This window comes from Streptomyces sp. 3330 (assembly GCF_031456635.1).
Taxonomy (GTDB): domain Bacteria; phylum Actinomycetota; class Actinomycetes; order Streptomycetales; family Streptomycetaceae; genus Streptomyces.
Genome location: NZ_JAVDVA010000005.1, coordinates 109,558 through 128,893 on the forward strand (window position 1 = coordinate 109,558; position 19,336 = coordinate 128,893).

Here is a 19,336-nt window from a genome sequence, read left to right on the forward strand (position 1 = left end):
GGTGCGGACAGCGAGTCGTACGAATGTTTCGAGCTGTACTTCGAATGTTCCGGGAACCTATGGCGTCGCCCTAGGTTCGTCAAGAGGTCGCGTGGCGATACGATCGCCGCCATGACACCCTCGGAGCCCGCGGAAACGCGGACAGAAGCGCGGGCGACGCAGACCGCGACGCTCGCGGAGATCGCCCGCGAGGCCGGCGTATCGGCACCGACTGTTTCGAAGGTCCTCAACGGCCGCGCCGACGTCGCCCCGACGACCCGCACGCGCGTCGAGGAACTGCTGCGCGCCCACGGCTACCGCCGCCGCCGCGCCGAGGCGGCCCGCTCCCCTCTGATCGACCTGGTCTTCCACGAGTTGGAGAGCGCCTGGGCGATGGAGGTCATCCGGGGCGTGGAGAACGTGGCGCGGGACGCGGGGCTGAGCGTCGTGCTGAGCGAGAGCGCCGGACGGCTCACGCCCGGCCGGACCTGGGCCGACCAGGTCGCGGCCCGCCGCCCGCACGGTGTCGTGCTGGTCCTGTCCGGGCTCGACGAGTCCCAGCGGGCGCTGCTGACCAGCCGGTCCATCCCGTTCGTGGTGATGGACCCGGCCGGCGACCCGGGCGCCGACGTGCCGTCCATCGGAGCCACCAACTGGCAGGGGGGCCTCGCCGCCACCCGGCACCTGGTCGAGCTGGGGCACCGGCGGATCGGGGCGATCAGCGGCCCGCCGCAGATGATGTGCAGCCGCGCCCGGATCGACGGCTACCGGGCCGCGCTGGAGACGGCCGGGCTGCCGGTCGACCCGCGGCTGATCAAGACCGGCGACTTCCACCACGAGACCGGCTACCGGCTGGGCCGCGAGCTGCTCGACCGCCCCGACCGGCCCACCGCCGTCTTCGCGGGCAACGACCTCCAGGCGCTCGGCTGCTACGAGGCCGGCCGTGAGCTGGGGCTGCGCATCCCGGAGGACGTGAGCGTGGTCGGCTTCGACGATCTGCCGGTGGCCCGCTGGGTGGGCCCGCCGCTGACGACCGTGCGGCAGCCGCTCACGGAGATGGCCGAGGCGGCGGCCCGGCTGGTGCTGGAGCTGGCGCGCTCGGCGTCCCGGGAGGCGCCGACGGCGACCCGGGTGGAGCTGGCGACGAGTCTGGTCGTGCGGACGAGCACCGGGGCGCCGCCGGCCCAGGAGGCGCGTGTGGCCGGAAGTTGACGTATTGACGGGTGTGGCGGGCGCCCCCACACTCCTCCGAAGCCAGTCGGTTGTTCAACCGAAACTTTCGGAGGCTACCCGCATGAGATCTCTGAGAACAGGCTTGTCCCTGGCGTCCCTCGTGACCGGCCTCGCGCTGCTGCTCACGCCGCCCGCCGCGCACGCCGCCGACACCCCGCTGCGCGAACTCGGCGCGGCCAAGGGGAAGGTCGTCGGCACGGCGGTCACCGGCTCCAAGCTCACCGGGACCTACGGCGACATCGCCGGGACGCAGTTCGGCTCGCTGACCCCCGGCAACGCCATGAAGTGGGGCTCGGTGGAGCCGGCCCAGGGCTCCTTCGACTGGGCGGAGGCCGACCGGATCGTGGCCTTCGCACAGGCCCACGACCAGCAGGTGCGCGGCCACACCCTGGTCTGGCACAGCCAGAACCCCGGCTGGCTCACCAACGGCACCTGGACGTCCGCCCAGCTGAGCACCCTGCTCCAGAACCACATCAATACCGAGGTGGGCCGCTACCAGGGAAAGATCGCCGCCTGGGACGTCGTCAACGAGCCCTTCGACGAGGACGGCACCTACCGCTCGACCCTCTGGTACGACGGCCTCGGCGCGGACTACATCGCCAACGCCCTGACCTGGGCGCGGGCCGCCGACCCGGCCGCCGAGCTGTACATCAACGACTACAACGTGGAAGGCGTCAACGCGAAGTCGACCGCCCTCTACAACCTCGTCAAGTCGCTCAAGGAACGGGGAGTCCCGATCGACGGGGTCGGCCTGCAGGCCCACCTCGTCCTCGGTCAGGTCCCGTCCACGTTCCAGCAGAACATCCAGCGCTTCGCGGACCTCGGCGTCGACGTGTCCATCACCGAGCTGGACATCCGGATGACGCTCCCGTCGGACAGCGCCGAGCTGGCCCAGCAGAAGGCCGACTACAAGGCCGTCACCGCGGCCTGTGTCGCGGTCGCGCGCTGCGTGAACCTCACCGTGTGGGGCTTCACCGACTCCGACTCCTGGGTGGAGAGCACCTTCCCGGGACAGGGGGCGGCGACGCCGTACGACGCGAACTACGCGCCGAAACCGGCGTATTACGGCATCGCGGAGGCGCTGGGCGGCACGACGACGCCTCCGCCGGCCGGCGCGTGCACGGCGGCGTACAGCGTGGGCAGTCAGTGGAACACCGGGTTCACCGGGAACGTGACGATCTCCTGCTCGGGCGCCGCGCTGTCCTCCTGGAAGGTGACCTGGACGTACGGCGCGGGCCAGCAGATCACCCAGGCCTGGAACGCCGGCTGCACCCAGTCCGGGGCGGCCGTGACGTGCGTGAACGCCTCGTACAACGGGTCGGTTCCGGACGGTGGTTCGGTGAGCTTCGGGTTCAACGCGAACTGGAGCGGCAGCAATCCGGTGCCGACGGTGACACTGGGCTGACCGTGCCGCCGAACCGACGGTCTCGCGGCGACGGTCTCGCGGGACGGGCGGTGACGCAGGCCTGACGGCCGGTCAGGGCGGCGGATCGTGAGATTTTCACAAGAAGTTCGTCGTGAGGCTGCCGTCCTAACAGTCCGCTCATAATTCGGACTTACGTTCCTGTGCGTGACGCGACACGAGGAGCAGGGCGACGCGGGCAGACGGCCGGGCCGGCGGTCGGGACTGAAGGCCGCCGGTCTCACCCTGGCCGCCGCCCTGGTGCTGGGCATCGGGACGGCGGGCTGGGTCTACTGGCGCCTCGACGACAACATCAAGAGCGTGGACATCGACAACGCGCTCGGCGACAACCGCCCCGCGAAGGCGGTAGCGACCCCGGCCCCGTCCGGCTCGGCGTCCGCCTCGCCGCTGCCCACCGAGGCCGTGAACATCCTGGTGCTGGGCTCGGACTCGCGCAGCGGCGAGGAGAACCGGGCGCTCGGCGGCGGCGACAGCTCCGGTGCGCGTTCCGACACCGCGATGGTCGTGCACATCGACGCGGGCCGGACGGCGGCCACCGTCGTCAGCATCCCGCGCGACACCCTCGTCACCCGCCCCGCCTGCCCGCTGGCCGGCGGCGGCTCGACGGCGGTGGCGTACGGCGCGATGTTCAACACCGCCTACTCGGTCGGCGGTCCCGTCTGCGCCGTCAAGACGGTCGAGTCGATCACCGACGTCCGCATGGACCACTACATCGAGGTCGACTTCTCGGGCTTCGCGAAGCTGGTGGACGCGCTCGGCGGGGTCACCGTCACCACCGGCGAGGACATCGACGACGACAGCAGCCATCTGCATCTCGCGGCCGGCACCCACCATCTGGACGGCACCCGGGCGCTCGCCCTGGCCCGCACCCGGCACGGCATCGGCGACGGCAGCGACCTCGGCCGCATAGGGCTCCAGCAGACGCTGGTGAAGGCCCTGCTGGCGCAGATCGCCTCGACCGACCTGCTGACCAGCCCCGCCCGCCTGTACAAGGTCGCCGACGCGGTCACCGGCAGCCTCACCACGGACACCGGCCTCGACTCCCTCGCCGAGCTGACCGAGCTCGCCCGGAGCCTGCAGGGTCTGTCGTCCGACCGCCTCAAGACGGTGACCATGCCCGTCGTGACGGCACCCTCCGACCCCAACCGGGTGGTGGCGCAGGAGCCGGCGGCGAGTCGGCTGTGGGCGTCGCTGAGGTGAACCGGCATCCGCGGAAACGTCTGCGGAAACGCCCGCGCGGACGTCGGAGCGGACACCGGCCGGAAAATTCTCCGGGAAAAGTCGGGTGGGGGTGTCGATCCGGTGGCGCGCCGTTCGACGCAGGGGTGAGAGGCCGGGAAGGACCCGGCCCGCCGCACCCGAGGAGTCACCATGCCCCGCTACCTGTCGCTCGTGAAGATCGACGAGGCCACCGCCCCCGCCGAGGGCCCCAGCCCCGAGCTGATGCAGCGGATGGGCGAACTGATCGAGGAGGTCACCAAGGCCGGCGTCATGCTCGACACCGCCGGGCTCACACCGTCCGGGCAGGGCGTCCGCGTGCACTGGGAGGGCGGGAAGATCTCCCTCACCGACGGGCCCTTCACCGAGTCCAAGGAGGTCGTCGGCGGCTACGCGCTCATGCAGTGCAAGGACATGGCCGAGGCCGTCGAGTGGACGAAGCGGTTCCTGAAGGTGCACGAGGAGCACTGGACGGTGACCTGTGAGGTGCGCGAGATCGCGGAAGGCTGATCCGTCCTTGGCCTGAACGACCGCCGGGGTGTTCGATGGTGGGCTGTGGAACAACAGCCCGCCTCGGACCCGCGCACCCCCTCGGACCCGCGCACCCCCTCGGACCCGCGCACCTCCCCGGACCCCCGTGGGGCCGCGGATCCCCGTGCCGCCATCGAGACCGTCTTCCGCCTCGAGTCGCCCCGTGTCATCGCCGCCGTCGCCCGGGTCGTGCGGGACGTCGGCATCGCGGAGGAGCTGGCGCAGGACGCCCTGGTCGCCGCCCTGGAACAGTGGCCGCGCGACGGTGTGCCGGACAACCCCGGCGCCTGGCTCACGGCCACCGCCCGGCACCGCGCCGTCGACCTCGTCCGCCGCCGGGAGAACTACGCCCGCAAGCTCCAGGAGATCGGCCGCGGCCTGGACCCGGCGGTTCCGCCGGAGGAGCCCGCCGACCCCGACGCCATCGACGACGACCTGCTCCGGCTCGTCTTCACCGCCTGCCACCCGGTGCTGTCCGCCGAGGCCCGCATCGCCCTCACCCTGCGGCTGCTCGGCGGCCTGAGCACACCCGAGATCGCCCGCGCCTTCCTGGTCCCGGAACCGACCGTCGCCCAGCGCATCGTCCGCGCCAAGAAGACCCTGGCCACCAGGAACATCGCCTTCGAGGTGCCGTACGGACCCGACCGCGAGGCCCGGCTCGGCTCCGTCCTCGACGTCATCTACCTCATCTTCAACGAGGGGTACGCGGCCACCGCGGGCGACGACTGGCTGCGCCCCGCACTGTGCGAGGACGCGCTGCGGCTGGCCCGGCAGCTCGCGGCCCTGATGCCGAAGGAGCCCGAGGTCCACGGCCTGGTCTCGCTGCTGGAGTTCCAGGCGTCCCGCACGGCCGCCCGCACCGCTCCCGACGGCAGGCCCGTCCTCCTCAAGGACCAGGACCGGCGCCGCTGGAACCGCATGCTCGTGGCCCGTGGCATCGCGGCCCTCGACCGGGCGGGCGCCGTCTCCACGGGCGCCCCCGGGCCGTACGCGCTCCAGGCCGCGGTGGCCGCCTGCCACGCCCACGCCCACACCTACGAGGACACCGACTGGCGGGCCATCGCCACCCTCTACGCACTGCTGGCCGCCCGTGCCCCGTCCCCGGTCGTCGAGCTCAACCGCGCGGTCGCCGTGTCGATGGCGGACGGCCCGGGGCCCGCGCTGGAGATCGTCGATCGTCTCGTCGCCGAGCGCGCCCTGCGCGACTACCACCTGCTGCCCAGCGTCCGCGGCGATCTGCTGCTGCGGCTGGGCCGGACGGCGGAGGCGGCGGCCGAGTTCGAACGGGCGGCGGCGATGACGGGCAACGAGCGGGAACGGGAGCTGCTGCGGGCGCGGGCCGACGAGTGCCGCCATGGCTGAGCCGCCCCCGGGTCCGGCACGCCCGCGTGCTCAGGGCCCTGTCCCGCACCCCCTGGGACCCGTGTGCGCAAGCGCTGCCGGGGCGTCGCCTGAAGGCGCGGCAATTTCGAACGTTTGTAGTCAGTAAACGCGTTCCCTTTGTGGCGGGAGCGATTTACAGTGATCCGGCCGCTGTGAAACTACTGTGCGGCCGAGGGGGAACGGCGACGGGGGACGGCGCCGACCCGACCCGGCCCACGCGCGGCTCCGACGACATGTGATCCCCGGGGGTCGACAACTTGAGACTGTTCACGCGCCGCCGTGCCGCGGCGCTCGCCACCGTGGCGGCGCTCGCCGCCGCGGGCACCCTGGCCGCCGTACCCGGCGCCGCCGCCGACGACGCGGGGCCCTGGCCGGGCACCGAGGGCAAGATCCTCAACGACGGCGGGTTGCTCGTCGACCCGGTCACCGGCCAGACCGCCACCATCCCCAACGTGGGGAGCTACGCCACCTGGGCGCCGGACGGAAGCCGGGTGCTCAGCGTGTCCGGCCAGATCTCCAGCGTGCTGCCCAACGGCACCAAGAAGATCACCCTGCCGTGGGCGCAGGGTCTGCGCTCCAGCGCCCCGTACGAGGACCTGACCTTCTGGAACGGCGGCCGCTTCGTCGTCTTCGCCAGCGGCGGCCAGCTCGCCTACGGACCCTCCGACGCCTCGTGGGCGCCCGGCCCGCTGATGCCGGCGAGCCTGGAACCCGCCACCGTCTGCGACTCCGAGCCGAGCGTGAACGTGAACGGCCTGGTCGCCTTCGAGCGCCGTGCGGGCAGCTGCAACGCCGCTGCCGCCGTGTACGTCTTCGACGGCGCCGCGAACACGGTCAAGCTCGCCGTGGCCGACGCCGAGCAGCCCGCCTGGTCGCCGGACGGCACCAAGCTGGCGTTCGTCCGCAAGGACGCCGACGGCAACCCGCAGATCTTCACGGCGAACGCCGACGGCACCGACGTCAAGCAGCTCACCACCGGCCCGCGCCGGTACGCCGCCCCGTCCTGGTCGCCCACCGGCAAGCGGATCATCTTCGACGCCCACACCTCGCCGAACAGCGACGACGTGCACACCGTCGAGTACGTCGACACGGCGACCGGCGAGCTGACCCCGGTCACCGACGCGTCGCAGAGCAGCCGTGTCGGGAACCCGAGCTGGCAGCCCCTGCGCAAGAACAGCACCGCGCGGATCTGGGGCGCCAACGCCTACCTCACCGCCACCGCCTCCTCCCGCTGGACGTGGAACACCGTCGGCGGGAACGTGCCCGGCCTGATGGACGCCAAGTCCGCGGTCCTGGTCAACCAGGACGACCCGGCCTACGCCGTCACCGCGCCCGCCCTGGCCGGCCGGAAGGAGGGCCCGGTGCTGATGACCCAGAAGACCGGGCTGTCCTCGACGACGAAGAACGAGCTGAAGCGGATGCTGAAGCCCGGCAAGCCCGTGTACCTGGTCGGCAGCACGTCCGTCCTCGACAACAACGTCCTCAACCAGGTGAAGGCGCTCGGCTACGTCCCCGTGCGGCTGACCGGCGCGGACCGTTACGCGACCTCGGTGATGGTGAGCAGGACCATCAGCTCCGCCCCCAAGTACGTCTTCCTGGCCGGCGGCACCGAGTACCGCGCCGCTCTCTCCGCGGCGGCCGCGGCCGGCTCGGACGGCGCCGCCAGCGCCGGCGGTGTCGTGCTCACCAACGGCACCAAGCTGACCGCGTCGGTGCAGTCGTACCTGAACAGCCTGAACCCCGACAAGACCATGATCATCACGGTCGGTTCGGCGGCGAAGTACGCGCTGACCCACTCCAGCTTCTCGCGCTGGCCGTCGACGTACTCGTACTACCCGATCTCGGGCACCACGGACCCGTCGCTCTCGGTGGCCATCGCCCTGTTCTGGTGGTCCGCGCCGAGCCAGACCGGCCTCGCCTACTCCGGCTCCTGGCGCGACGGCGTCTCGGCGGCGTCGGCGATGAACGTCTTCGGGCCGCTCCTGTGGACCACCAGCGCCGCCGCCCCGTCGGCCGAGCTCACCAGCTACTTCCAGCGTGAGACGGCCAGCGTCCACTTCACGGCCGCCTTCGGCGTCAACAGCTCGATCTCCCCGGCCGCGCTGGACACCGTGGGCGCCACCATGGGCCCGGGCAGCGCCTACGTCGAGTACCACCCGTACTTCAACGGCATCATCCCGTCGAGCACGTTGACGAGCGCTCTCGCCGCGCGCACCGCGGGCGAGGCCCCGGACGCCGCCGTGCAGCGCCCGGGCCGGGTCGGCGCCCAGCCGAACCTGGCACCGCTCAAGACGCTCCACCGGCAGTAACGGCCGGTCCGGCGGGGGCCCCGACGAGCATCGTCGGCGCCCCCGCCACCCGCGTCAGGAACACGGTCGCCGAGTGCGGCCCCTGCCCCTTGCTCAGCACCTTCCTGCGCAGCTCCTCCGGCTCCACCGCCGACCCCCGCTTCTTCACGGTCAGGATCCCGACGCCCCGCTCCCGCAGCAGCGCCTTCAGCTTCTTGACGTTGAAGGGGAGCCGGTCGGTGATCTCGTACGCCGTGGCGTACGGGGTGGGGCGCAGGGCGTCGGCGGTGACGTAGGCGATGGTCTCGTCGATCAGTCCGCCGTCGAGCTCCCGGGCCACGTCGGCGACCAGATGGGCCCGGACGACGGCGCCGTCGGGCTCGTACAGATACCGCCCGACCGGCCGGACGTCCGGATCGGGCAGCCCGGCGCCCAGCAGGGTCCGCGGCCCCGGGAGCAGGGTGGCCCGCACGGCCCCCGGCTCGGTGCCGAACCACAGCACCGCCTCCTTCACGTCCCCGCCGTCCGAGATCCACTCGGCCTCGGCCTCGGCCGGGATCGCCTCGTGCGGCACGCCGGGCGCGATCTTCAGAGCGGCGCGCGGGGCCGCGAGGGCGGCGCCGACCGCCCACGACAGGGGCGGCGAGTACGCCTCGGGATCGAAGATGCGCCCGCGGCCTCCGCGGCGCGCCGGATCGACGAACACGGCGTCGTAGCCGCCGGTGTCCACCTCGGTGACGTCCGCCTCGCGTACCTCGATCAGCCCGCTCAGTCCCAGCGCGTCGGCGTTCGCCCGCGCCACCTCCGCCGTGACCGGGTCCCGGTCCACGGCCAGCACCCGGATCCCGGCCCGGGCGAGCGCGATCGCGTCGCCGCCGATCCCGCAGCACAGGTCGGCGACCGACGTCACGCCGAGCGCCTTCATCCGCTCGGCCCGGTATCCGGCGACACTCGCCCGCGTCGACTGCTCCACGCCGTTCGGCGTGAAGAACATGCGTTCCGCGTCCTCGGCCCCGAACTTCGCCGCCGCCCGCTGCCGCAGCCGGGCCTGGCCGAGCGCGGCGGACACCAGAGCGGCGGGGTGCTCGCGGCGCAGCCGGGTGGCGACGGCGAGCTCGTCGGCGGGAGCGGTGCCACGCACCAGGTCGAGGAGGGCACGGCCCTCGGCGGTGAGGAGGGGAGCGAGGTCGTTCACCACCTCATTGTCGGCCAGCCGCCCGCCGCGGCGGTCACCGCCCGCACGTCACCGGTTCCTGTGGGCCAGTCGGTGGATGGTGCGTCCCCGGCGGCGGTGTCGGTCCGGGTTCCGGGGCGGGCGGCTGCGAGGATCCGGCGCCATGGGACCTGTCGTACAAAATGATGACAAGCACGGCTGTTCTCGGGTGCCGCGTCGGCGCGGATCCGGCCACCGGCCCGCGGGCGTCCGGAGTCTGATCGCCGTCCTCGCGCTGGCCGCCGTCGCCTCGGGCTGCGCGGGAGGCGACGAGGGCGCCGGCCGCGCCGCCCGCCCCGCGGCGGGCCAGCAGCCCGGGAAGGCGGCGCCGCCCCCCGCGGCGGCGCCCGCCCGCGCCCTCTACTCGTACGCCGACCGGCTCCGCGCCGCGCACCGGGCCCGGGTCGCCGCGGCGAGGCGCTGGGGTCTGAAGAAGGTCCCGCTGACACCCCCGGCGCCGCCCGCGGAGAAGCCGGAGATCACCACCCGCAAGGGCTTCGAGGTCGACGACCACGAGGAACTCGGTCTCCCGCCGGTCTTCACCACGATCCCGACCGGGAACCGGGTCGTCTTCCTCACCATCGACGACGGCGCCGAGAAGGACCCGGCGTTCCTGCGGATGATGAGCGAGCTGAAGATCCCGTACACCGCCTTCCTCAGCGACTACCTGGTCAAGGACGACTACGGCTACTTCAAGAAGATGCAGGACCGGGGCGTGGGACTGAACAACCACACCCTGCACCACCCCTACCTGCCCGCCCTGTCCTACGGCCGCCAGAAACGCGAGATCTGCGGCATGCAGGACGTGATCGAGAAGCGCTACGGCAAGCGGCCCGCCCTCTTCCGGCCGCCCTTCGGCAACTACGACCGGGACACCCTGCGCGCCGCGAAGACCTGCGGCGTGCGCTACGCCCCGCTCTGGGCCGAGGAGGTCTTCGTCGACCACTGGGAGTACCGCGAGTGGGACCAGGACCTGCACCCCGGCGACATCGTCCTGAGCCACTTCCGCGGGCGCGGCGACTGGAAGGGCACGATGCCCGACATGATCCGCCGGTTCCTGGACAAGGTCACGGCGAAGGGGTACGCGGTGGCACGGCTGGAGGACTACCTGTGAGGACACGGGGGATGCCGACCGCCCTGCTGATCCTGACGACCCTGGTCGCGCTGGCGGGCTGCGCCCAGTCCGTCGACCCGATCGAGCGGCTCGGCAAGAAGGCCGCCGCCCGGGTCGGCCCGCACGACGCGCGCGGCCGGGACACCTACCGCCACTGGGGTCTGACGGCCCCGCTGGCCCCCGCGCCGCGCCACCCCGCCCGCACCCTGGCGGGCAGTCCGGGAGCGGCCCTCCCGCCGGTCGTCGACCACGTCCCGACGACCGACCGGGTCGTCTTCCTGACCTACGACGACGGCGCCGAGCGCGATCCCCGCTTCGTCGACATGGTCCGCGAGCTGCGTCTCCCGGTGAGCATGTTCCTCACGGACACCGTGGTGGGCCCGGGCTACGCCCACTTCGCCCGCCTGCGGTCCGTCGGCGCGGACATCCAGAACCACACCCTGGACCATCCGGCCCTGCGCGGCCTGCCCTACGCAGGCCAGCGCGCCGAGATCTGCGGCCAGCAGGACAAGCTCCGCTCCCGCTTCGGCCTGCGCCCCCGGCTCTTCCGCCCGCCCTACGGCGCCTACGACACCACCACCCGACGCGCCGCCGCCGACTGCGGCATCGCGGCCGTGGTCCTCTGGCGCGCCTCGATGGGCCCCGCCGGCCTCACCTACGCCCACGGCCCCCACCGCCTCCGCCCGGGCGACGTCATCGCCGTGGCCCCGGACGAGTCGACGGGCCCGGGCCTGCGCGAACGGACGACGCACCTGCTACGGCGGGTACAGGAGCAGGGCCTGACGGTGGGCCGCCTGGAGGACTACGTCTGAGAGGTCTGGCGGCCCGGGCGGGCGGCCGCCCGGCAACCCGCCCGGCCGCGACCGCCTTCCCGCCCGCCCGTCCGGCGAGCGGGGACGCGGTCCGTCGCCGGCCGAAGCGGGGCGCCGGGGGCGGCGGCGCCCCGGGCACGGTCCGCGCCGGCGCCGGGCGGCCGGGGCCGCTCGCGACCGCCGAAAACCGGCCGACGCGCCGCGGTCATTGGCACTCCGCTTGACCGAGTGCTAATCACGGTCATAGTCTCAGTGCTGGCACTCCCCCCTGGAGAGTGCCAACACGCGACGGGCAGGTCCGGCACCCGCGACGACGGATCCACCTGGTCGCCACCTCAGACAGTTAGCCCCGTGAGATCTCCGAAGGGGGAGGTCGGATCGTGACGACCACCAGCTCCAAGGTTGCCATCAAGCCGCTCGAGGACCGCATTGTGGTCCAGCCGCTCGACGCCGAGCAGACCACCGCCTCTGGCCTGGTCATCCCGGACACCGCGAAGGAGAAGCCCCAGGAGGGCGCCGTCCTCGCCGTGGGCCCGGGTCGCTTCGAGAACGGCGAGCGCCTGCCGCTCGACGTCAAGGTCGGCGACGTAGTCCTGTACAGCAAGTACGGCGGCACCGAGGTGAAGTACAGCGGCGAGGAGTACCTCGTCCTCTCGGCTCGCGACGTGCTCGCGATCATCGAGAAGTAATTCACCCAGTTTTGCAGTGAACTGCGCTCCTGGCCCCGCGTCTTTGTGAAGCCGGGAGCTGGGGGCGCAGTTCGTTTCTCCCACGTTTTCCGAGAGGGCTGAACCGCTCCCATGGCGAAGATCCTGAAGTTCGACGAGGACGCCCGTCGCGCCCTCGAGCGCGGCGTCAACAAGCTTGCCGACACGGTCAAGGTGACGATCGGCCCCAAGGGCCGCAACGTCGTCATCGACAAGAAGTTCGGCGCCCCCACCATCACCAACGACGGTGTCACGATCGCCCGCGAGGTCGAGCTCGACGACCCGTACGAGAACCTCGGCGCCCAGCTGGTGAAGGAGGTGGCGACCAAGACCAACGACATCGCGGGTGACGGTACGACCACCGCCACCGTGCTGGCCCAGGCGCTCGTCCGCGAGGGTCTGAAGAACGTCGCCGCGGGTGCCTCCCCGGCCGCCCTGAAGAAGGGCATCGACGCCGCCGTCAAGGCCATCTCCGACGATCTGCTGGCCACCGCCCGCCCGATCGACGAGAAGTCCGACATCGCCGCCGTCGCCGCGCTGTCCGCCCAGGACCAGCAGGTCGGCGAGCTCATCGCCGAGGCGATGGACAAGGTCGGCAAGGACGGTGTCATCACCGTCGAGGAGTCCAACACCTTCGGTCTGGAGCTGGACTTCACCGAGGGCATGGCCTTCGACAAGGGTTACCTGTCGCCGTACTTCGTGACGGACCAGGAGCGCATGGAGGCCGTCCTCGAGGACCCCTACATCCTCATCAACCAGGGCAAGATCTCCTCCATCGCCGACCTGCTGCCGCTGCTGGAGAAGGTCATCCAGACCAACTCCTCCCGCCCGCTGCTGATCATCGCCGAGGACCTCGAGGGCGAGGCCCTGTCGACCCTGGTCGTGAACAAGATCCGCGGCACCTTCAACGCGGTCGCCGTGAAGGCCCCCGGCTTCGGTGACCGTCGCAAGGCGATGCTGCAGGACCTGGCCGTCCTCACCGGCGCCACCGTCATCTCCGAAGAGGTCGGCCTCAAGCTCGACCAGGTCGGCGTCGACGTGCTCGGCTCCGCCCGCCGCGTCACCGTCACCAAGGACGACACCACGGTCGTCGACGGCGCCGGCGACTCCGCCGAGGTCCAGGGCCGCGTCGGCCAGATCAAGGCCGAGATCGAGAACACGGACTCCGACTGGGACCGCGAGAAGCTCCAGGAGCGCCTCGCGAAGCTGGCCGGCGGCGTGTGCGTGATCAAGGTCGGCGCCGCCACCGAGGTGGAGCTGAAGGAGAAGAAGCACCGCCTCGAGGACGCCATCTCCGCCACCCGCGCCGCGGTCGAGGAGGGCATCGTCTCCGGCGGTGGCTCCGCGCTCGTCCACGCCGCGAAGGTGCTCGAGGGTGGCCTCGGCAAGACCGGCGACGAGGCGACCGGTGTGGCCGTCGTCCGCCGCGCCGTCGTCGAGCCGCTGCGCTGGATCGCCGAGAACGCGGGCCTCGAGGGCTACGTCATCACCTCCAAGGTCGCCGAGCTCGACAAGGGCCAGGGCTTCAACGCCGCGACCGGCGAGTACGGCGACCTGGTCAAGGCCGGCGTCATCGACCCGGTCAAGGTCACCCGCTCCGCCCTGGAGAACGCCGCCTCCATCGCCTCCCTCCTCCTGACGACCGAGACCCTGGTCGTCGAGAAGAAGGAAGAGGAAGAGCCGGCCGCCGCGGGCCACAGCCACGGCCACTCCCACTGACGCGACGCGTTGGTGAACCCGGCCCGGTTCGGTAGCCACTGACCCAGGCCGCAAGCACGACCGAGGCCCGGCACCCCACCCAAGGGGCGCCGGGCCTCGACGCACCAGGGAAGCGCCGGCCTCCGGCAGGACGAGTCTGCGGCCCGGAGTGCCCGAAGAAGACCCCGTTCCGTTGCGGAACGGGGTCTTCTCCCTTCGCCGGTCCCTTCGCCGGTCCCTTCGCGAGCGGTCGGTCCGGACCCGGAGTCAGCCCTCCAGCGCGTCCAGGGCTCCCAGCTGTTCCATCAGCCCCAGCCGGTCGTACTGCCACCAGGCCTCGGCGATCTTCCCGTCCTCCCGGCACCGGAACACGGTCGTGCCGGTCATGGTGACCTGCCGCCCGGTGGCCGGGAGCCCCATGAAGTCGCCCTTGTGGGTGCCGCTCCAGGTCCACCGGTTGCACACCCGGTCACCCTGCTCGATCTGGTCCTCGAGGGAGAAGGCGAAGTCGAACCCGCCCCGCCACATCTCGACCTCGCGGCGCATCGCGTCCATCCCCATGGTGTCCTGCTCGTTGGCGGGATCGTGATCGTGATAGTCCTCGGCCAGCAGTCCGTCGAGCGGCGGCAGCATCCCCCGGGCGCCGATCGCCTCGAAGAACCGCCGCGCCGTCCCGGCGTACAACTGCTCGTCCCGTACGACGTCGAGATCCGTGAAGGTCGGCATCTCCTCGCACAGGGCCACCAGCTCCCGGAAGACCTTGTCGGTCTCGGGCAGGTTCGAGTTCCGCATCGCCTCCTCGTACGAAGGGAACTCCACGATCTCGATGAAGTGCGACGCGTCCGAGCGGTCCTTGCCGACCACCGCGTGCGTCGCCGTCCGCTTGCCCCTGGTCTGCTCGACCCAGGTGTCCATCAGCCGGTCCATCTCGTCGAACCGGTCGGTCCTGCAGTCGATGAGTTGTACGAACGTCATGACGCCGCCTCCGGCCCCCCTGGGTCCGGTCTCCGTCACGCCCATCTTCCCACCGGAGCGCCGACGTCACCCGTCCACCGCCCGGGCCGCTACCGGGGCCCGTACTTCCGGCCCGTCCGCGAGCTGATCCCGCCCAGCAGCGCGCGCGGCGTCACCTTCACCAGGCCCATCAGCGCCTTGTAACGAGGGTCGGGGATCGACAGCGACTTCCCGCGCGCCAGGTCGTGCAGCGCCGCCGCGACCAGCTTGTCCGCATCCAGCCACATCCAGCCCGGGATGTTGTCCGTACCCATCCCGGCCCGCTCGTGGAACTCGGTGCGCACGAACCCCGGGCACAGCGCCATCAGCCGGACCCCGCTGCCCGCCAGGTCCTTGGCCGCGCCCTGGGTGAACTGCACGACCCACGCCTTGGACGCCCCGTACGTCCCCCGCGGCACGAAGGCCGCCACCGAGGCCACGTTGACGACACCCCCGCGCCCGCGCTCGCGCATCGCCGCCGTCGCCGCGGACGTCAGCCGCAGCACCGCCTCGCAGTGCACCTTGAGCATCTTCAGCTCGTCGGCCATCGAGACGTCGAGGTAACGGCCCTTGTTGCCGAAGCCGGCGTTGTTGATCAGCAGGTCGACGGGGTTCTTGCGATCAGCGAGCCGGGCGGCCACCGTTTCGATGCCCGCGTCCGTGGCGAGGTCGGCCGTCAGCACCTCCGCCTCGATGCCGTGCCGGTCGTGCAACTCGGTCGCCTGCTCGCGCAGACGCTTGGTGTCCCGTGCGACGAGGACGAGATCATGCCCGTCCGCCGCCAGTCTGCGCGCGAACGCGGCACCGATGCCCGCGGTCGAACCCGTAATCAGAGCCGTTGTCATGGCAGAAGATTAGTGACCCGGACCAGGGGCGTCCGTTCCCTGCACGCGGCCTCCCGAAGATGAAGACTCCGTGCGCACGCCCGCGCACGCCGTGCCGCGCCCCGCCCCGCGATACGCCCCTGACTGATGCCTGCTCAGCACCCGGAATCCTCCCCGGACTTGCCCCGGATCCGTCCCCGAGCCTGTTCCCGATTCCGTCCCCGGTCCCTTCCGGATCCGTCCCCGAACCTGTGCCCTGACCTTTCCCGGACCTGTCCGACGGGCGAGACGCGGCGCCGCCGGCCCGGTCCGTGGCGGCGTCCGTCGAACCAGTCCCCGGCTCCTCCCGTCCCCGAACGGTCCCCGACGTCGGACGGCCCCCCGGAACCAGGGCTACTCCCCGGACCCGGACCCGTCCCCGTGCTTCGCCACGTACTCGCGGGCCGCCGCCAGTGACTCCGGGTGCAGCGCCTCGCCCGCCGCGAGCAGCCGGGGCAGCAGTTCCCGGTGCGTGGTGGCGGCCTGGAACTGCATCCTGGCCGTCACCTCGTGCTCCGGCTGGTGGACGATCCGCACCGGATCGCCCGCGCAGATCTCGCCCGGCACGACGACCCGCAGATACGCGCCCGTGGCCGCCTTCTCGGTGAAGCGCCGCACCCACCGCTTCTCGCCCAGATGGCCCTGGAAGGTGCGGCACGGTATCCGCCCGGCGGTCACCTCCAGCACCACCTCGGGGCCGATCTGCCAGCGCTCGCCGATCCTCGCGCCGGAGACGTCGAGACCCGTGGTGGTGAGGTTCTCGCCGAAGGCGCCGTTGGCCAGCGTGCGCCCCAGTTCGCGTTCCCAGTCGTCGAGGTCCTCGCGGGCGACGGCGTACACCGCCTGGTCGTCGCCGCCGTGGTGGCGCAGATGGCACACGGTGTCCCCGGCCAGCCCGCTCGCCCCGACCCCCTTGGGCCCGGGCGCGGAGACCCGCACGGGCCCCTCGACCGGCCGCTTGTCGATCCCGGTCAGGCCCTGCGGCTGGTCGGTGTACGGGACGGCCTTCGGGCGGCCCAGATTGACAGACAGAAGCCTCATGGCGGCACGGTACGAGCCCGGAGGTCAAAGTGTCGACGCATTATTCGCGGCGCGGCCCAAGGCTCCCTTATGCTCGATGGATGATCGAGGCCCGTCATCTCCGCGTGCTGCGTGCCGTGGCCGCCACCGGCTCCTTCTCGGCGGCCGGACGCGAACTGGGCTGCACCCAGCCGGCCGTCAGCCAGCAGATGAAGGCGCTGGAGGCGTCCGTCGGCACACCCCTGCTGATCCGCACCGGCCGCGAGATGCGCCTGACCCAGGCGGGCGAGGCCCTCGTCCGGCACGCGGCGGGCATCCTGTCCGGACTGACCGCCGCCGAGGAGGAGGTCGCCGCCATCGCCGGGCTGCGCGCGGGCCGGGTCCGTCTGGTGTCCTTCCCCAGCGGCAGCTCCACCCTCGTCCCCACCGCCCTCGCCGCCCTGCGCGCCGCCCACCCCGGCACCCGGGTCTCCCTGGAGGAGGCCGAGCCGCCGAAGTCGGTCGAGCTGCTCCGCGAGGGCGACTGCGACATCGCCCTCGCCTTCCGCTACGAACGCGCGACGGGCGCCGGCGACGCCGAGCAGGCCGGTGAAGGCGAATGGGACGACCTGGTCGTACGGCCGCTGCTGACGGACCGGCTCGTCGCCCTCGTGCCCGAACGGCACCGCCTGGCGCGTACCGGGCCCTCGGGTTCCGTCGCCATCGGGGACCTCGCCGCCGAGCCCTGGATCGCCGGCTGTCCGCGCTGCCGCGGCCAGCTGGTCCAGGTGTGCGAGAGCGCCGGCTTCACGCCCCGCATCGACTTCGCGACCGACGACTATCCGGCGGTGGTCGGCCTGGTGGGCGCCGGGCTCGGCGTCGCCGTGCTGCCCCAGCTCGCGATCGAGTCCGTCCGGCCCCGTGGCGCCCGCGCGGTGACCCTGGAACCGGCGGTGCGGCGGGAGATCGTCGCGCTCACCCTGCCCGACCTGGCCCAGGTGCCGGCGGTGTCGGCCACGCTGGAGCAACTGGCACGGGCGGCGGCCCACCTCGGCTGACCGCCGCCGCGAACGACGGACACGGCGGCCGGCGCGGCAACGGCGACGGCGACCGGAGCGACGGGACACGGCAGCCGGAGCGACAACGGCCACGGCGACCGAGGCGGCGCCAGGCATGACGGCCGGCGTCGGCACACAGCAGCCGAGAACGCAGGGCACAGCAGCCGAAAACGGCGGGCACACACGTGTGCCCGCCGTTTTCGGTACCGCTGCTCACGGCGCTTTGCAGAAACGTTCCTTCATGTGTTCGAGGAAGCGTCTCTCGCGCCCGACGACGCTGTGACCAGGCGATTGCGCGCCCGGCCCATCAGCTCCTCGCGCTCGTCCTCGGTCAATCCGCCCCACACGCCGTACGGCTCGCGTACCGCCAGCGCGTGCGCCGCGCACTGCGCGCGGACCGGGCACCTCATGCAGACCTCCTTGGCCGAGTTCTCTCGAGCGCTCCGAGCCGCCCCGCGCTCACCCTCCGGATGGAAGAAGAGCGAACTGTCCACCCCGCGGCAGGCAGCCAGGAGCTGCCAGTCCCACAGGTCCGCGTTCGGTCCGGGAAGGCGGGAGAAATCTGCCATTGCGTGACCCCTTGTAGCCGTTCAGAGCGGATACGGTGCCCACGACCGTACAACTACGATCTAAGGAGATGAAAATATGACTCATTGCGAATCTAGCCTCAGACACCAGTAAAAGGGAAGAAATAGGGCCGAATGGGGCATCGCTTGTGATGAAAGCTTGAGGGTCCGTGTGGTTGCCTCCTCTGTATCCGCCCCCTCACGTAGAGTGCCGAAGAATGCATGCAGCCCCGTAACTCTTTCGAGTGACCGTCGTTGAGAGTGCGGTGGCGGTTGAAAACACAAACGCTCGGGCAGGCGTCCGAGACGGTCGACCGCACAGGTGACGATTCGTAACAGCCTGGAGGCACAAGGTGACGCGCATCAGCTGCGGAGGGCGGCCATGACATCCGTCCTCGTCTGCGACGACTCCCCGCTTGCCCGAGAGGCGCTCCGCCGCGCGGTCGCGACCGTGCCCGGCGTCGAGCGCGTGACGACGGCGGCCAACGGCGAGGAAGTCCTCCGCCGCTGGGGTGCCGACCGCTCGGACCTGATTCTGATGGACGTACGCATGCCCGGCCTGGGCGGCGTCGAGACCGTGCGGCGGCTTCTGTCCGCCGACCCCGGAGCACGCATCATCATGCTCACCGTCGCCGAGGACCTCGACGGCGTCGCCCTCGCGGTGGCCGCCGGCGCCCGCGGCTATCTGCACAAGGACGCCTCGCGCGCGGAACTGCGGGCGACGGTCACGCAGGCGCTCGCCGACCCGACCTGGCGGCTCGCCCCGCGCCGGCTGCGGTCGGCCGAGATGGGCGCGGCGCCCACGCTCACCGCGCGTGAGATCCAGGTCCTCGAGGGCATGAGCCACGGCCGCTCCAACGCGGAGATCGGCCGTGAGCTGTTCCTCTCCGAGGACACCGTCAAGACGCACGCCCGCCGGCTCTTCAAGAAGCTCGGCGCCTCGGACCGCGCACACGCGGTGGCGCTCGGCTTCCGGTGGGGACTGGTCCGTTAGGCCCCGTTCCCGCGCTCCCGTCCCCGCCGTCTGCCTGTCTGTTCCCGTCGCGTGCGCGTACGGGCCCGGAGCGGCCCGGAGCGGGGCGGGTCCGGGTCGGTCCGGGGCGGGTCCGGCTCCGGCCGTCCGGTGGATCCGACCGGCTTCGGGTGACATCCGTCATTCAGTGAGGAGAGCGGGGTCATGGGTGAACCTCCCTGCTCAGACGCGGTGCGGAGGTCGGACGAGGACCCCTCCCACCGCACGGCGGACGGGAGCGGAACA

17 protein-coding genes are annotated in these 19,336 nt (G+C 71.9%); 12 read left to right on the forward strand and 5 right to left on the reverse strand.

The window, feature by feature from the left end; genetic code table 11:
• The first annotated feature begins 111 nt into the window (after positions 1–111).
• The 6 genes from J2X68_RS10720 to J2X68_RS10745 all read left to right on the forward strand — a co-directional run bounded on the left by J2X68_RS10720 (position 112) and on the right by J2X68_RS10745 (position 8,076).
• Positions 112–1,191: a LacI family DNA-binding transcriptional regulator gene (locus J2X68_RS10720; protein WP_310432224.1), complete on the forward strand. Its 1,080-nt coding sequence runs from the start codon at positions 112–114 to the stop codon at positions 1,189–1,191.
• An 82-nt stretch (positions 1,192–1,273) separates the two neighbouring features.
• A complete protein-coding gene (locus J2X68_RS10725; RefSeq protein ID WP_310432225.1) occupies positions 1,274–2,617 on the forward strand; it encodes an endo-1,4-beta-xylanase in 1,344 nt (447 codons plus the stop codon).
• Positions 2,618–2,782: 165 nt separating this feature from the next.
• Positions 2,783–3,835, forward strand: coding sequence for an LCP family protein (locus J2X68_RS10730; protein ID WP_310432226.1), 1,053 nt, complete (start codon positions 2,783–2,785; stop codon positions 3,833–3,835).
• 171 nt (positions 3,836–4,006) lie between these two features.
• On the forward strand, positions 4,007–4,363 hold the full coding sequence (locus J2X68_RS10735; RefSeq protein WP_310432227.1) for a YciI family protein: 357 nt from the start codon (positions 4,007–4,009) through the stop codon (positions 4,361–4,363).
• 45 nt (positions 4,364–4,408) lie between these two features.
• Positions 4,409–5,746, forward strand: coding sequence for an RNA polymerase sigma factor (locus J2X68_RS10740; protein ID WP_399039678.1), 1,338 nt, complete (start codon positions 4,409–4,411; stop codon positions 5,744–5,746).
• Positions 5,747–6,024: 278 nt separating this feature from the next.
• Positions 6,025–8,076, forward strand: coding sequence for a cell wall-binding repeat-containing protein (locus J2X68_RS10745; protein ID WP_310432228.1), 2,052 nt, complete (start codon positions 6,025–6,027; stop codon positions 8,074–8,076).
• Here J2X68_RS10745 and J2X68_RS10750 read toward each other — a convergent pair.
• Positions 8,054–9,250, reverse strand: a complete 1,197-nt coding sequence (locus J2X68_RS10750) for a THUMP-like domain-containing protein (RefSeq protein WP_310432229.1) — start codon at positions 9,248–9,250, stop codon at positions 8,054–8,056. The two genes, J2X68_RS10745 and J2X68_RS10750, sit on opposite strands and share 23 nt — an antisense overlap.
• 142 nt (positions 9,251–9,392) lie before the next feature.
• On the opposite strand from J2X68_RS10750, the gene J2X68_RS10755 reads away from it, so the two are divergent.
• The 4 genes from J2X68_RS10755 to groL all read left to right on the forward strand — a co-directional run bounded on the left by J2X68_RS10755 (position 9,393) and on the right by groL (position 13,620).
• Positions 9,393–10,382 (forward strand): polysaccharide deacetylase family protein, encoded by a 990-nt coding sequence (locus tag J2X68_RS10755; RefSeq protein ID WP_399039681.1) that lies wholly within the window; start codon positions 9,393–9,395, stop codon positions 10,380–10,382.
• An 11-nt stretch (positions 10,383–10,393) separates the two neighbouring features.
• Positions 10,394–11,194 (forward strand): polysaccharide deacetylase family protein, encoded by an 801-nt coding sequence (locus tag J2X68_RS10760; RefSeq protein ID WP_310432230.1) that lies wholly within the window; start codon positions 10,394–10,396, stop codon positions 11,192–11,194.
• 380 nt (positions 11,195–11,574) lie between these two features.
• Positions 11,575–11,883: a co-chaperone GroES gene (gene groES, locus J2X68_RS10765; RefSeq protein ID WP_240110632.1), complete on the forward strand. Its 309-nt coding sequence runs from the start codon at positions 11,575–11,577 to the stop codon at positions 11,881–11,883.
• A gap of 111 nt (positions 11,884–11,994) precedes the next feature.
• Entirely contained in the window at positions 11,995–13,620 is a 1,626-nt protein-coding gene (groL, locus tag J2X68_RS10770) for a chaperonin GroEL (RefSeq protein ID WP_020132157.1), read from the forward strand.
• Positions 13,621–13,866: 246 nt separating this feature from the next.
• Here the strand turns inward: groL and J2X68_RS10775 are convergent, their stop codons facing one another.
• The 3 genes from J2X68_RS10775 to J2X68_RS10785 form a co-directional block, all read right to left on the reverse strand.
• The gene (locus J2X68_RS10775; RefSeq protein WP_310432231.1) at positions 13,867–14,574 is read right to left on the reverse strand and encodes an ester cyclase; all 708 of its coding nucleotides are present in this window, start codon (positions 14,572–14,574) and stop codon (positions 13,867–13,869) included.
• An 89-nt stretch (positions 14,575–14,663) separates the two neighbouring features.
• Positions 14,664–15,437: an SDR family oxidoreductase gene (locus J2X68_RS10780; protein WP_310432232.1), complete on the reverse strand. Its 774-nt coding sequence runs from the start codon at positions 15,435–15,437 to the stop codon at positions 14,664–14,666.
• 372 nt (positions 15,438–15,809) lie between these two features.
• Positions 15,810–16,496: an MOSC domain-containing protein gene (locus J2X68_RS10785; protein ID WP_310432233.1), complete on the reverse strand. Its 687-nt coding sequence runs from the start codon at positions 16,494–16,496 to the stop codon at positions 15,810–15,812.
• 80 nt (positions 16,497–16,576) lie between these two features.
• On the opposite strand from J2X68_RS10785, the gene J2X68_RS10790 reads away from it, so the two are divergent.
• Positions 16,577–17,512 carry a LysR family transcriptional regulator gene (locus J2X68_RS10790; protein WP_310432234.1) on the forward strand — a complete coding sequence of 312 codons (936 nt, stop codon included), beginning with the start codon at positions 16,577–16,579 and terminating at the stop codon, positions 17,510–17,512.
• 239 nt (positions 17,513–17,751) lie between these two features.
• Here J2X68_RS10790 and J2X68_RS10795 read toward each other — a convergent pair whose 3' ends face one another.
• Complete coding sequence (locus J2X68_RS10795; protein ID WP_310432235.1) at positions 17,752–18,081, reverse strand: WhiB family transcriptional regulator; 330 nt, start codon at positions 18,079–18,081, stop codon at positions 17,752–17,754.
• Positions 18,082–18,460: 379 nt separating this feature from the next.
• On the opposite strand from J2X68_RS10795, the gene J2X68_RS10800 reads away from it, so the two are divergent.
• Positions 18,461–19,072, forward strand: coding sequence for a response regulator transcription factor (locus J2X68_RS10800; RefSeq protein ID WP_003948568.1), 612 nt, complete (start codon positions 18,461–18,463; stop codon positions 19,070–19,072).
• Positions 19,073–19,336: the final 264 nt, after the last annotated feature.